Origin of the sequence: Pseudomonas antarctica, assembly GCF_900624995.1 — a bacterium.
GTDB lineage: Bacteria > Pseudomonadota > Gammaproteobacteria > Pseudomonadales > Pseudomonadaceae > Aquipseudomonas > Aquipseudomonas antarctica.
The window spans coordinates 54,407-68,522 of sequence record NZ_UYXQ01000015.1 but is presented as its reverse complement, the minus strand read 5'-3'; the positions used below and the strand labels follow the sequence as shown (position 1 = coordinate 68,522).

General features: G+C 54.9%; 10 protein-coding genes. 2 read left to right on the top strand and 8 right to left on the bottom strand.

The window, feature by feature from the left end; genetic code table 11:
• Positions 1-85 precede the first annotated feature (85 nt).
• Both hrpA and aceK read right to left on the bottom strand, forming a co-directional pair.
• Positions 86-3,997 (bottom strand): ATP-dependent RNA helicase HrpA, encoded by a 3,912-nt coding sequence (gene hrpA / locus E0F99_RS12075; protein WP_130908780.1) that lies wholly within the window; start codon positions 3,995-3,997, stop codon positions 86-88.
• 70 nt (positions 3,998-4,067) lie between these two features.
• A complete protein-coding gene (aceK, locus tag E0F99_RS12070; RefSeq protein ID WP_083357395.1) occupies positions 4,068-5,783 on the bottom strand; it encodes a bifunctional isocitrate dehydrogenase kinase/phosphatase in 1,716 nt (571 codons plus the stop codon).
• Positions 5,784-6,027: 244 nt separating this feature from the next.
• Here aceK and E0F99_RS12065 point away from each other — a divergent pair, with 244 nt between their 5' ends.
• Both E0F99_RS12065 and E0F99_RS12060 read left to right on the top strand, forming a co-directional pair.
• Positions 6,028-6,924 (top strand): DMT family transporter, encoded by an 897-nt coding sequence (locus E0F99_RS12065; protein WP_083357394.1) that lies wholly within the window; start codon positions 6,028-6,030, stop codon positions 6,922-6,924.
• 154 nt (positions 6,925-7,078) lie between these two features.
• A complete protein-coding gene (locus E0F99_RS12060) occupies positions 7,079-8,233 on the top strand; it encodes an acyltransferase family protein (protein WP_162276184.1) in 1,155 nt (384 codons plus the stop codon).
• A 624-nt stretch (positions 8,234-8,857) separates the two neighbouring features.
• On the opposite strand, the gene E0F99_RS12055 is transcribed toward E0F99_RS12060, so the two are convergent.
• Genes E0F99_RS12055 through rfbA form a run of 6 tightly spaced genes read right to left on the bottom strand, consistent with a single transcriptional unit; the run spans position 8,858 to position 14,115 of the window.
• Positions 8,858-9,742, bottom strand: coding sequence for a hypothetical protein (locus E0F99_RS12055; RefSeq protein WP_083357392.1), 885 nt, complete (start codon positions 9,740-9,742; stop codon positions 8,858-8,860).
• Positions 9,732-11,156 carry a rhamnosyltransferase WsaF family glycosyltransferase gene (locus E0F99_RS12050; RefSeq protein WP_083357391.1) on the bottom strand — a complete coding sequence of 475 codons (1,425 nt, stop codon included), beginning with the start codon at positions 11,154-11,156 and terminating at the stop codon, positions 9,732-9,734. Before E0F99_RS12050 ends, E0F99_RS12055 begins: the two co-directional genes overlap by 11 nt.
• Positions 11,153-11,878, bottom strand: a complete 726-nt coding sequence (locus E0F99_RS12045; RefSeq protein WP_083357390.1) for an ABC transporter ATP-binding protein — start codon at positions 11,876-11,878, stop codon at positions 11,153-11,155. Before E0F99_RS12045 ends, E0F99_RS12050 begins: the two co-directional genes overlap by 4 nt.
• Position 11,879: 1 nt before the next feature.
• Complete coding sequence (locus tag E0F99_RS12040; protein WP_083357389.1) at positions 11,880-12,659, bottom strand: ABC transporter permease; 780 nt, start codon at positions 12,657-12,659, stop codon at positions 11,880-11,882.
• Positions 12,656-13,234: a dTDP-4-dehydrorhamnose 3,5-epimerase gene (rfbC, locus tag E0F99_RS12035; protein WP_083357388.1), complete on the bottom strand. Its 579-nt coding sequence runs from the start codon at positions 13,232-13,234 to the stop codon at positions 12,656-12,658. The genes E0F99_RS12040 and rfbC overlap by 4 nt, the downstream gene beginning before the upstream one ends.
• A complete protein-coding gene (rfbA, locus tag E0F99_RS12030; protein ID WP_083360383.1) occupies positions 13,234-14,115 on the bottom strand; it encodes a glucose-1-phosphate thymidylyltransferase RfbA in 882 nt (293 codons plus the stop codon). The genes rfbC and rfbA overlap by 1 nt, the downstream gene beginning before the upstream one ends.
• Between the last annotated feature and the right edge of the window lies 1 nt (position 14,116).

The following is a 14,116-nucleotide window of genomic DNA, read 5'->3' as shown; positions in this document are numbered from 1 at the left end:
TGTATCAGTCAAACCACGGTGATGCCATCGCAGGCAGGCCGGCGCCCACACTGGATCGGTCTTGCCGTGAACGCCGGGAAAGGCCTCAAGCCTCCACCAGGCTCCACTGCTTACTCAATCGCTTATCAGAAATCGGCACTTTGGTGCCCAACTGCTGGGCAAACAACGACACGCGATATTCCTCCAACCACCAGCGGTAAAGCGCCAACTGCGGGTCGCGCTTGCCTTCTTGGGCGTGCTTGTTCAAGCGATTCTGGTACTGCGCCCACAGGCCGCTCAGCTCGTTACTCCACACGCGATCTTTTTGCACCTGGCTCGGCAACTTCTCCAGGCGCAGTTCGATGGCCTTGAGGAACCGCGGCAACTCCTTGAGCCACTGCGCCGGGGTTTCGCGCACAAAACCGGGGTACACCAGGTTGCTCAACTGCTGCTTGATGTCATTCAAGGCCACCGCCTGGGCCAAGTCGATCTTGCCTTTGAAACGCTTCTGCAAACCGTGCCAGAGCTTCAGCACTTCCAGGGTCAGGCGGGCCAGGCGTTCGGCGTGCTCGGTCCAACTGCCGCGCTTGCGTTCGGCCAAGGCGGCCAAGCCCGCACCGTCGCGCGGCAGGCTGGCTTCGCCTTCCAGCACGCAGGTGTCGAGGCTGGCCAGCAGAATGTCTTCGACCAGCGCATCGATACGGCCCAGCTCGCGGTACATCAGGCCCAGCTCGGTCAGGCCGGGCAATTTACCGCGCAGGAACTTCGCCGGTTCGGCCAATTGCTGCATCAGCAAACGCTGCAAGGCGCGACGGTGCTGAAACTCGGCCTCGGCGGCTGTCGAGAACCGCCCTTCCTTGACCGTAGCGTTTTCTTCGACCAGCGCCGGGTAAACCGTCATCGACAGGCCCGCGATCTTTTGCTGGGTCTTCTCGGCCACCGCCGCAAACACCTTGGCTTCCACCGGCTGCTGGCTTTTCGCGGTTTGCGGCACGGCCAACGCGGCCTGGCTGGCTTCGGCAAAACGTGCCGTCAGCTCAGCCAGGTCACGGCCTTCGCCAAGGAACTTGCCTTGGCCGTCGACCACTTCCAGGTTCATCTTCAGGTGGTTTTCCACCTGCTGCGCCGCCTCGGCCCAGGCTTCATCGCTGACCCGCGCACCGGTCATGCGCAGCAGTTCGCGCCCCAGCGCCTGGGGCAGCGAGCCTTGGCCGAATTCGATGCGTTGCAGCGCCGCCTTGACGAAATCCGGCACCGGTACAAAGTTTTTGCGCAGCGCTTTGGGCAAGTTGCGCACCAGCGCGATGCACTTGGCCTCGATCACACCCGGCACCAGCCATTCCAGACGCTCCGGCGGTAACGCCGGCAGCAGCGGCGCCGGCACGCGCAGGGTCACGCCGTCGCGCGGGTGGTTGGGTTCGAAGTGGTAACTCAGGGCCAGTTCCAAGTCGCCCAGGTGCAGGGTGTCAGGGTAATGCAGGGCGGTGACTTCACTGGCCTCGCGGGCCAGCACGTCTTCTTCGCGCATGATCAGCAGCTGCGGGTCTTTCTGGCTGTTGACCTTGTACCAGCTGTCGAACGTGGCAGTCTGGTGGATCTCTGCCGGCAAGCGCGCATCGTAGAAGGCGTACAGGGTTTCCTCATCCGCCAGAATGTCACGACGGCGCGCCTTGGCTTCCAGTTCGTCGAGCTGTTCCAGCAGTTGCTGGTTGGCCGTCAGACACTTGGCCCGCGACTGAATCGCGCCACGCACCAAGCCTTCGCGGATAAACAGCTCGCGCGACACCACCGGGTCAATCGGCCCGTAATGCACCGGCCGACGCCCGACCACAATCAGCCCGAACAGGGTGATTTGTTCAAACGCCACCACTTGGCCGCGCTTTTTTTCCCAGTGCGGTTCGAAGTGGTTTTTCTTGATCAGGTGGCCCGCCAACGGCTCGATCCAGTCGGCGTCGATCTTCGCCACCATGCGCGCATACAGCTTGGTGGTTTCCACCAGTTCGGCAGTCATTAGCCATTGCGGGCGTTTTTTGCCGATGCCCGAGGAAGGGTGAATCCAGAAGCGCCGCTGGCGCGCCCCGAGGTAATCACCGTCTTCGGTTTTCTGCCCGATCTGGCTAAGCAGGCCGGACAATACGGCCTTATGCAGCTTGGCAAAGTCCGCCGGCTCTTTGTTAATCGTCAACTGCATGTCGCGGCAGATCAGGCTCAACTGGCGGTGAGCGTCGCGCCACTCGCGCAGCCGCAAGTAATTCAGGAAGTTCTTACGGCACCAGTTGCGCAACGGGCTGGCCGTCAGCTCCTGGCGTTGCTCTTCAAAACCGCGCCACAGGTTAACCAACCCGGCAAAGTCGGAATCCGCATCCTTCCACTGGGCGTGGGCCTGGTCGGCGGCTTGCTGACGCTCGGGTGGACGCTCGCGCGGGTCCTGGATCGACATCGCACTGGCGACGATCAACACCTCCTGCAAGCTGCCGAGCTTGGCGGCTTCGAGCAGCATGCGGCCCATGCGCGGGTCCACCGGCAGGCGCGCCAGTTGGCGCCCCAGCGGCGTAAGCTGGCTGTTACGGTCCACCGCCGAGAGTTCTTGCAGCAGGTTAAACCCGTCGCTGATGGCCTTGCCGTCCGGCGGCTCGATGAACGGGAAATCGGTGATCTCGCCCAAGCGTAGGTGCAGCATCTGCAGGATCACGGCGGCAAGGTTGGTGCGCAGGATCTCCGGGTCGGTAAATTCCGGGCGGCCGATAAAGTCTTCTTCGCTGTACAAGCGGATGCAAATCCCCGGCTCGACCCGCCCGCACCGACCTTTACGCTGGTTGGCGCTGGCCTGGGAAATCGCCTCGATCGGCAGGCGCTGCACCTTGGCGCGGTAGCTGTAGCGGCTGATGCGCGCAGTGCCGCTGTCGATCACGTAGCGAATGCCCGGCACGGTCAGCGAGGTTTCCGCAACGTTCGTCGCCAGCACCACGCGCCGGCCCGGGTGAGACTGGAAAATACGCTGCTGCTCGGCCGGTGAGAGGCGCGCGTACAGCGGCAGAATTTCGGTGTGCTTGAGCTGAGCCTTGCGCAGCATCTCGGCGGCGTCACGAATCTCGCGCTCGCCCGGCAAGAACACCAGCACATCGCCAGGGCTGCGGCGTTCACTGCGCTCATAGGCGGCGATTTCATCAAGGGTGGCGAGGATCGCCTGGTCGACGGTCAAGTCGTCCTCGACGCGGTTGCCCTCCTCGTCCTGCTCCAGGGTCAGCGGACGGTACCAAGTGTCCACCGGGAAGGTGCGACCCGACACCTCAACAATCGGGGCATCGTCAAAATGCTTGGAAAAGCGCTCCAGGTCGATGGTCGCCGAGGTGATGATAACTTTCAGGTCGGGGCGACGCGGCAGCAAGGTTTTCAAGTAGCCGAGCAGGAAGTCGATGTTCAGGCTGCGTTCGTGGGCTTCGTCGACGATGATCGTGTCGTAGCGTTCCAGGTAACGGTCGTTCTGAGTCTCGGCCAGCAGGATACCGTCAGTCATCAGTTTGATCAGGGTGTTGGCGTCACTCTGGTCTTCGAAGCGCACTTGGTAGCCGACCAACGCGCCCAACGGCGTGGCCAGTTCTTCGGCGACGCGGCTGGCGACACTGCGCGCAGCAATTCGGCGTGGCTGAGTGTGGCCAATCAGGCCGTACTGGCCACGGCCGATTTCCAGGCAGATTTTCGGCAACTGGGTGGTTTTACCCGACCCCGTCTCACCGGCAATGATCAGCACCTGATGCTTGTTCAACGCAGCCTTGATTTCATCGCGCTTGGCGGCAATCGGCAGGCTGTCGTCGTAGCGAATCACCGGCAGGCTGGCCCGCCGCGCCGTGACCTGGGCGCAGGACGCCTGCATGCGCGTGACCCACTGCGCCAGCTTCTGCTCGTCGGGCTTCTTGCGTAGCTCAAGCAACTGGCGCCGCAAGCGGTGGCGGTCGGCGAGCATGGCGTGATCGAGGTTTTTGAGCAGTGGGTCGATTGCAGGCGCTTGGTCAGTCATCAGGTACGTATGGGTCGTCTATTTATGCAGGGGCCGGATTGTCGCAGAAAACCGCCAACACGCGCGCCCCTCATTCGTTATCGCGGTCTTTGCGCCGGTACGGGAACACGTCGATGACCTTGCCGGCGCGAATCGCCTCTTGCAGGCCTTTCCAGTAGTCGGCGTTGTACAGCTCACCGTGCAGCTCATCGAACAGCTTGCGCTGGCCGGCGTCGGCGAACAGGAACGGCGGGAACTCTTCGGGAAACACATCCAGCGGGCCGATGGAGTACCAAGGCTCCGAGGCCATTTCGTCTTCGGGCGTGCGCGGTGCGGGGATGTGGCGGAAGTTCGCTTCGGTGAGAAAGCAGATTTCGTCGTAGTCGTAGAACACCACGCGACCGTGACGAGTCACGCCGAAGTTTTTCAGCAACATGTCGCCGGGGAAGATATTCGCCGCCGCCAGTTGCTTGATGGCCAGGCCGTAATCCTCCAAAGCCTCGCGCACCTGGGCGTCGTTGGCGTTGTCGAGGTAGAGATTGAGCGGGGTCATGCGCCGTTCGGTCCAGCAGTGGCGGATCAGCACGGTGTCGCCTTCCACCTCCACCGTGCCCGCAGCGACCTCCAGCAGCTCAGCCAGGCACTCGGGCTCGAACTTGCTCAAGGGAAAGCGGAAGTCGGCGAACTCCTGGGTGTCGGCCATACGCCCTACCCGGTCGACGCTTTTAACCAGGCGATACTTCTCGATCACCGTGGCGCGGCTGACGTTTTTCGAGGGCGAAAAACGATCCTTGATGATCTTGAACACCGTGTTGAAGCCCGGCAGCGTGAACACGCTCATAACCATGCCGCGCACGCCAGGCGCCATGATGAACTGATCATCAGTGGTGGCCAGGTGGTTGATCAGCGCGCGGTAAAACTCCGACTTGCCGTGCTTGTAAAAGCCGATGGAGGTGTACAGCTCAGCGATGTGCTTGCCCGGCAGGATGCGTTTGAGAAAACCGATGAACTCCGCCGGCACCGGCACGTCGACCATGAAGTAGGAACGGGTGAACGAGAAAATGATCGACACATCGGCTTCGTCAGTGATCAGCGCATCGATCTGGATGCCGCGCCCTTCGCGGTGCAGCAGCGGGATCACCAGCGGCCATTGTTCGTCGCGGGTGTAGATGCGCCCGACCAGATAGGCGCCTTTATTGCGGTAGAGCACCGAGGAAAACAGCTCGACGTTGAGGTCCGGGTCTTTGCACACCCAGTCGGGCAGGTTCTCGCGCAGTTGGGTTTCGAGGCGGCGCAGGTCGGCCGCCAGGTCGGCGTAAGGTTCGCTGAACGCGTAATCGGCGAAGACCTGCGCGAGCATCGACGCCAGCTCGCCCGCAGGTTTATACACGCGGGTTTGCGCCGCGCGCGCCCGGCGCAGGCTCGGCCGCGTGGTGTGGATGAACATGCAGCCGTCGCTGATCAGGTCATGGCTGAACAGGCCGCAGAAGATCGAGTTGTACCAGGTCTCGGACAGCTCATCGTCAAAACGCAGGTCGATCAGGCTGATATACGCGCTCTTTACCAGCGGCCACGTGTCGATTTCCAGCAACGCAGCCTTATCGAAGCTCGCCCGCAGGCGCACCGTCACTTCTGCGACTTTTTCTTCGTACACGTTGATACGCGCCGCCGACGCCGCCTGCCCCTGCTGCCACTGAGCCTTCTCAAACCGTTCGCGGGCGCCCATGGTGATCTGGCGGAAGTGCTCACGGTAATCGTCGAAGCCGTCGAGGATCATGCGGGCGATAGCGAGAGCGGGTGGCGACATGCGGGAAACCTCTAGCGGGTATCTGGAAGCACTGAGCTTAGCCAGTGAATGGGGGCAGGAGAAGGAGGATTTTTGCGCACGGGCTGTACACGCCACGGGCGCTACTGAAACGTCAGCGGCCAGCCACTGTCTCGCCTGGCGCGTGGACCTTAATGCCTGGCGACGCAGTTTGTCGTGTAATTAGCGATTGTGTCGAGCAGGCCTCTGGGCAACACTCGCCGCCTTATTGATGTAGGAGTGTTTCGTGAGACCTGTCGACACCCTGTACCTGCTGGGGCTGGCTGCCATCTGGGGCGCGAGTTTCCTGTTCATGCGCATCATCGCGCCGGAAATCGGCACGGTGCCGACCGCGTTTTTTCGCGTGTCGATTGCCGCCGCCGGCCTGCTGGTCATCCTCACATTGATGCGCGTGAACTGGGATTTTCAGGGCAAATTCAAGACTGTCCTGCTGCTGGGCGTGATCAACTCCGGGATTCCCGCGACCATGTACTCGGTGGCGGCCCAAGTGCTGCCCGCAGGCTACTCGGCCATCTTCAACGCCACCACGCCCTTAATGGGCGTGTTGATTGGCGGGCTGTTCTTCAGCGAACGCCTGACGCCGTCGAAAATCGCCGGGGTGAGCCTGGGCCTGTTCGGCGTGGGCGTACTGACCCGCGCCGGGCCGGTGGCGTTTGATCTGCCATTGTTGATGGGCGCGCTGGCCTGCCTGTTGGCCACCACCTGCTATGGCTTCGCCGGTTTCCTGGCGCGGCGTTGGCTGGACCAACGCGGCGGGCTGGACAGCCGGCTCGCGGCGCTGGGCAGCATGCTCGGCGCCACCTTGTTTCTGCTGCCCTTCTTCGCCTACAGCGCCATCAGCCACCCACCTGCGAGTTGGGGGGGTTGGCAGGTGTGGCTGTCATTGCTCGGGTTGGGGCTGGTGTGTACGGCGTTTGCCTACATCCTGTATTTCCGCCTGCTGTCATCTATCGGGCCGGTCAAGTCGATGACGGTGACGTTTATGATTCCGCCGTTTGGGGTGCTGTGGGGGGCGTTGCTGCTGGATGAGCCGTTGTCGATGGCGCATGCGTATGGCGGGGTGTTGATTGCGGGGGCGTTGTGGTTGGTGTTGCGGGTGGGGAAATTGGCTAAGGCGCGGTAGAGCACCAATCGTTTCCCACCCACCTCTGACGGGCGTTCACGTATCATGCTGAACAATTTTACGCCTCCGAAAGAAACTCTGAATGTGTACGGAAAATGGTTCAGCAAGATCGGAAACACTGACATAAAAAACGAACGCAAGGCGAATGACACAAATGAAAAAAGTTGACGAGATTGAGCTACTACGCGCAGTCGCCATTATCTTTGTTCTATTCCAGCATTTGGGACTGTTGCTCATGCCTTCCAAGGAAGCTTGGGCGTTCTTTAATCTCAACAACCCCTACTGGGGTGGTGTAGACCTTTTCTTCTGCATATCTGGCTTTGTCATTTCAAAAAGAATGTTCCAATCGTGGCACACCCTCACACCTAAAGAACACTGGTTTGAAATGAAGCGATTCTGGATCAGACGATTCTTCCGCATCGTTCCGACACTCTGGCTGTGGGTTGGCCTTTCGTTAATTGCAACCGTATATTTCAATACATCAGGCGTATTTGGCCCCATTGGGCCGAACATAAATGATTCGGTTGCCGCCGTTTTAAACTACTCAAATGTGCATGTCTTCCTGTGTGTCATTGGCCACTCAGCATGCGGTCCAAACCCGGTCTACTGGAGCCTTTCACTGGAAGAACAGTTCTACTTCGTGCTGCCTATCCTGTTTTTTTTACCTAAACGACTACTGATTCCCGCCATCGTAGCCTTGGTCCTTATTCAGTTGCCTCTCCATCGAATGCCGTGGGAACAGAGTGTGGGCGGCGCACTTTGGTTTATCAGAACAGACGCTATTCTACTGGGTGTGTTGGTGGCGTATTTCGCAACGACACACTACTACCAACGTCTCGCAACCCAACTCGACGCTAGATACCGATGTGGATCGCTCATCTCGTTCGGTTTGATTATTCTGCTGTCGGCTATCCCTAGGAGCGGTTTCTATTTTAGCGCCGGAGGCATTGCAGTCGTCAGCTGCGTGCTGGTGCTCCTGGCGTCATTCGATAAAGGGTTTCTATTTAAAAAGTCGACTTTTTCACGGCCCTTCCTGTGGGTTGGCACTCGCTCTTTTTCACTCTATTTGATGCACATGCCGCTTTACTACTTCACCAACGAAATGGCCTTCCGACTGTCCGCGTCAAACCCTATGTATAAATACCCCGTGGCCCATGACGCCTTTGACCCTGTGCTGGCCATCGCGACATTGACGATTGTCTTTATTGGTGCTGAGCTTAATTACCGCTTGGTCGAAACCCCACTGCGAAAATTCGGAAGACGATTCGGTGAAAAACGCAGTGCGATAACAAGCCCTGCGTTATCGTGATGGATTGATCAGGGGGGATGAGGTCATGCATCATCCCCCCGGTTTACGTAGCGGATCGGCAAAACATTTTAGCCAGGAAAAAACCTACCTTACGAATAGACATCTCCACTGCCAAGCCAACCTGCTTGGACATAACGATAGACGGTCTTTCACACACCCGAGTAAGGCGATGGCTCCCACCATAGAAACCGTCAACAACAGCACAATAGACAACACCATCGTCAATGCGTAGGACAGTCCACTCTTGAGTATTAACGCAGTCGCACATACGACTGACAGCGACAGTGGAAGATAAATAAAATAGAGAGGAAACAATATCTCGGTAAAATACTGAAACCTTCATAGAGAGCATTCAGCGAAATAGCGTAAACGCCTGTGCAGCTATTAAAATAATCAATCCAACTGACTCTCACGGCCTACCACTACCTGAGTAGCGCTTTTCATTGCGCGTATCGCCAAAAACACAAATAAAGTCTTATACCAAACAAAGAAAAACCACCCGTATGGGTGGTTTTATTTAACGCTGCCGTAAAAACATATGACGGTGGCAACTGTGCGTTACAGGCCACAACCCACGTGTCATTCTCGGACCGCGTGCATTCTGCTATTTCACTTCAATCCACACTACGAGCCACGTTCATCTTGTGAATCGACCACCAAATTTACAGCAGATTGCGACTCAATGCGCTTAATCTCAGCCTCAAGGCGCACTTTAACTTCATGCAGCACTTTAAGACTGGTCATAGGGTCTTTAATGTATTCAAAAAATGAATCCTTGTATGCGCCGTAACGCAACTCGTCGAGCTCTACCTGATTGGCATAAAACTCGGCATTCGGTATTTCACCGCGGACAGCCTGCAGGCCTTTGCGTAAAAAAGCGACACCGGGGTAAACGTGCAACTCTTCAACGCCCCAATCAGGTAAAAAACTTTTGATCTCTTCGGAAAGAAGATTATTCCTGTTGATGATATCAATGGATTGTTTCAGCCAACGCACAGGCGTATCAAGGTAGTCCTTCGCCAACGTCGAACCATCGTAAACAGGCCAGTACGAAGTAAAATAGTCTTCCAGGACATAATAACCTCCTGGGACAACACTGGCGATGAGGGTGAACAAACTGGTTAGTTGATCTGAGCGTTTATGGCTACCGTCATCAATAATAATATCAAACGGTCCATGCTCAGCAACAAACACACTCAACGCAACAGGGTCACCTTGGTCGACGACAAAAGTCTTGATCCTGTCGGTATCCAACACGGTTTTATCATAGATATCCAGCCCAAATATCTGCGCCTGGGGAAAAACCTTGGACCAGAGCATCAAGGACGCGCCGCCTACTTCCCGGCCCTCGCCGCCGACGCCGATCTCCAGCAACTTAAAAGGACGATCGACATAGTCCACAAAGTGGTTGGCATAGAACGGGTGGTACTCATGGGGCACCACCTTATCACAGCCGCACTCGATACCTACCGTTTGCAACTGCAGTTCAAAGTTCTTTCTACTTGGCATCACTGAAAATCTCCCGAATGAACTCTCGATGGTTATCGGTCCACGTCTCACTCCAAGACTTAGGCCAGTTCACAGTAGCATTTTCATACCGTGCTTTCGTATCGTTGGTTCGCTTAACACCCTCAACAATTGCTGCTGACAGTGCATATAGATCAGGACGGGCAGGGATGATGTTTTTTGAAATAGAGGTCAGGTATTCAGGCGTCTTTGTTTCAAACGTATTTGTTACCACCACGGCACCCGAGGCCGCAAGATCCATAGGTATCAGGCTTGGATGCGGCGACGACATCAACGTCAAGCACAGGTCAAAGGTTTTGGTGATAGCTTCGTACTCATCCAACGGCATCCTCGGCAGCTGAGTCACCTCAACCCCATTGGCCAACTGCACGGTAGTATTACCAATGCCCATGCCATAGAACTCCCATTCGCTGTCGTCGAAGGCACCTTTCTTATAGGCGTCGATTAATGCAAGGGCGGCCATTTCAAACATATTCCGGTTGACGGCCGGACGACTGTAAAATACGAAACGTTTCTTGTTTTTCTTTTTCTCAATGTGGAATTGGTCCTCATCATAGATGGACGAAGAGTAAGCATTATCAAAGCTCAGGGACTTGATAGCGGGATCATCAGAGATGATCGAATTCACCTTTAAATACTTCAACAGTGCGCTGGAGGACGACAGCGTATGATATTTAAAATCATAGGAGTTTCTAGAGATGCAATACTGGCTATTGAAGGGATAAAACGCCGCTTCAAAATCCTGAATCAAATACAAAAACGGACGTCCACCCGTGGCCTTTGCAATTTTTTCTGCAAAGTAAGCGCTGTACCAAACTGTAGCAACACAGTTATCACGCGAAGAGACCACCAGCGGAGTCGAGCGAGAGCCGATATATTCGATTTCCAGCTGATCAAACAAATTTTCCATTGATGGAAATTTCTTCAGCGCATCACGAAACTCTTCTTCAATGTAATAGAAGTTATCAAACAGCACTAACCTTACACGATAGCCTTGTTGGGCGATAAAGAGCGCTACGTTGAATACGCCAAAAAAACCTGCCGAAATAGTGCTGATGGTAAATGCCGGTACCAGTACGTTAATACGCACAGGCGCTGAATCGCTGACTACCACCTCGGGAAGATCATACGCTCGGTTGACCATCAAGTTGAGTAAGTGTTCGTCATAGATCTGTGGACGCTCGATCTCTGATTTTTCTTGCTCGCGCATCATCGATGCCAACGGCAAAAATACGTTGACCGCCTTGAGGGAGTAATAGGCAAATTTAACGCGAGCGGGCAAATCCGTAGGAGGTTTGCCTTCACGTAAAGTAGCTAATGCCAGCCGGCACGGGTAGGGACCCAGTGTTTCAAACGCTGCCGCCTTGGCCACTCTATAAAATGCCGCTTTACTCATACACCCTCCCCGATTGAAGAAACTTCCACAATATTTCCAGATTCAAGCTTAATTGTCTTAGTGCAAAACTTATTAATCAGCTCTTTCGAATGAGAAGCGATGACTACGATTTTTGAGCTTTGCATCATGCTTTCCATGCGCTGTTTAGCTTTTTCCTGGAAGGCTTCGTCGCCCACACCAAATACCTCATCGATTAACAGAATATCGCTTGGGTACAGTGTTGATATTGCGAATATTAGCCTTAACTGCATACCCGAAGAATAAGACCTGATCGGGAGATCCAAGTAGCCGCCCAACCCGGAAAAGCTTTCGATTGCAGCAATATCACTCTGCACTCTTTCCAGCGGGAAGCCGTACAGCCTGGCCAACCGTTCGATATTTGCTCGGCCGGACAGTTCGTGGTCGGTGCCGACGCCCAGCTCAAACAGCGCACGGACGCTCCCTTCGATACTCCGAGTGCCGCTGGTCGGCGTATAAATACCCGCCAATGTTCTCAGCAAGGTACTCTTGCCGGAGCCATTGTGACCAATGAGGCCTACTCGATCACCGTCCTTGAGCGTCAAGTTTATATTTTTAAGTGCTTGAATATGGACCGTATGAGAATTATCGCTTGAGATAACCCCACCGGTGCTCATCCTCACTAACTGTTTTCTCAGGGACGCGCCTGCCTCAGTTATTACAGGAAACGTCAGTGACAGATCTTTAAGCTCTATAAATGCCATGTCAAATCCAGAAAACAATATGTTTTTTGTGGCGACCAAAAACCGCTAGCGCCAACGTCCAACCCACCACGCTAAAGACGGCCATACTGGCATAGTCAAGCGAATGGACAGGCAACGAGAGCAATGGATTCTTAACTAACGAAAACAGTGTCGCAATTGGATTATAATCAAACCATGCCGCCGCCGAGACGACGTCGGACTTCTTATAAAGAATGGGTGTCAGGAAGAAAAGAATCGGCATCAGCGCATCAATTGACGGCCCTAAGTCCCGAAACCGAGCCCCCAGCGTAGACACCAGCAGCGAAATCCACCAAAGATTTAGTATGACCAGCAATAAACCCAACAACGCCCAGCCGGCATTTATAAGCGACGGAAAGCCATAAATACAGAACACGACAAGCACAATCGATATGTTATGCCCGAAGTTTATTATATGTTTTGACAGCAGTCGCAACGTGTGCAACGACAACGGCAACGGGTAGTTCCTGATGATTGCCGCCTGGTTTGTAAAGCCGTTTGAAGACTCCGAAATCACCCCAGAAATCATAAACCACAACACTAGGCCAACCGCCAGGTTTGGAAGCATGACATGCAGGTCGACGCTCATCACGGCGCTCCACACCAGCCCCAGCCCGACCACACCCAATGCCGTCCCTAAGGTAATCCACCAGGGCCCTAGCGTACTTCTTGCATACCTTGCTTTAGTGTCACTGATAGCGAAATACAACCAAATATCTCGCCGGGAAATAGCCGCAACTAGATCACTTATACCCTCCCTCATTTACCACCCTCTTGATCAGACAAAAAGCCTGAAGGAAAATATTCCGCATCCTTAAATAGCGAAGCCGCCTTATCCTTAGCGGAAAGGGTCGGATCAATAGACGCTGGCCACTTAATATTTAACTCGGTGTCACTCCAGAGAATTGAGCGTTCCGAGTCAGGATCATAATAGTTAGTGGTTTTATATAAAAACTCAGCACTTTCACTTAGCACAACAAAACCATGCGCAAAACCTTCAGGTACCCACAGTTGTTTTTTATTCTCTGCGCTCAGGTACTCCCCCACCCACTGACCGAATGTGGGAGACCCAAAACGAATATCAACGGCCACGTCAAACACTTCACCCTGCACAATGCGTACAAGTTTACCCTGAGGCTGCTTAAGCTGATAATGCAAGCCTCTGAGCACATTCTTGGCTGAGCGTGAGTGATTGTCTTGTACGAAGGTAACTGATCGCCCTATGGCGCCTTCAAATAGGCGCTGATTGAAACTTTCAAAAAAAAATCCACGTTCGTCACCGAACAACGTCGGCTCAAACAAAAGCACATCTGGAATCGCAAGTCGGTTAGCTTTCATCAATACACGGTCTCATTCAAAATGCGCATCAAATACTGGCCATAGCCATTTTTCAACAACGGTGCTGCAAGTTTTTCCAACTGCTCGCTGCCAATCCACTTCTGTCGAAACGCGATTTCTTCAGGGCACGCAACCTTGAGGCCCTGGCGATGCTCGAGCGTTGCAATAAAATGGCTGGCTTCAAGCAATGAGTCGTGCGTACCTGTGTCCAACCAAGCATAACCACGCCCCATAATCTCCACCGACAGGTTGCCCTGCTCCAGGTAGACACGGTTGAGATCTGTAATCTCCAACTCACCCCGTGGTGAAGGTTTTATGCTCTTGGCGATCTCTACCACATGCTCATCGTAAAAATAAAGACCGGTCACTGCATAATTTGACTTTGCTTTAACCGGCTTTTCTTCCAAGCTGATTGCTTTACCGAGAGTGTCGAACTCTACAACCCCATAACGCTCGGGATCATTGACGTGATAGGCAAAGACACTGGCGCCACCCTGCCTAGCCATGGCGCTACTCAGCAGCGCATCAAAGTGATGCCCGTGGTAAATATTGTCACCCAGCACCAGCGCAGACGGGTCACCACCAATAAAGTCTTCACCAATTATAAAGGCCTGCGCCAACCCATCCGGTGAGGGTTGTACTGCATAGGAAATATTCAAGCCCCAGTTACTGCCATCCCCAAGAAGCTGTTCAAAACGAGGGGTGTCCTGCGGTGTTGAGATGATCAGAATGTCGCGAATTCCCGCCAACATCAGCGTCGTCAGGGGGTAATAAATCATCGGTTTGTCATAAACCGGTAACAACTGCTTTGAAATCGCCAAAGTAGCAGGGTGCAAGCGCGTCCCTGAGCCGCCAGCCAGAATGATTCCTTTACGTTTGATC

Coding starts and splice junctions, on each gene's coding strand:
- E0F99_RS12040 (WP_083357389.1), bottom strand. CDS start 12,659: ATGAGGGAGGGTATAAGTGATCTAGTTGCGGCTATTTCCCGGCGAGAT.
- rfbC (WP_083357388.1), bottom strand. CDS start 13,234: ATGAAAGCTAACCGACTTGCGATTCCAGATGTGCTTTTGTTTGAGCCG.
- aceK (WP_083357395.1), bottom strand. CDS start 5,783: ATGTCGCCACCCGCTCTCGCTATCGCCCGCATGATCCTCGACGGCTTC.
- E0F99_RS12060 (WP_162276184.1), top strand. CDS start 7,079: ATGAAAAAAGTTGACGAGATTGAGCTACTACGCGCAGTCGCCATTATC.
- E0F99_RS12045 (WP_083357390.1), bottom strand. CDS start 11,878: ATGGCATTTATAGAGCTTAAAGATCTGTCACTGACGTTTCCTGTAATA.
- E0F99_RS12055 (WP_083357392.1), bottom strand. CDS start 9,742: ATGCCAAGTAGAAAGAACTTTGAACTGCAGTTGCAAACGGTAGGTATC.
- E0F99_RS12050 (WP_083357391.1), bottom strand. CDS start 11,156: ATGAGTAAAGCGGCATTTTATAGAGTGGCCAAGGCGGCAGCGTTTGAA.
- hrpA (WP_130908780.1), bottom strand. CDS start 3,997: ATGACTGACCAAGCGCCTGCAATCGACCCACTGCTCAAAAACCTCGAT.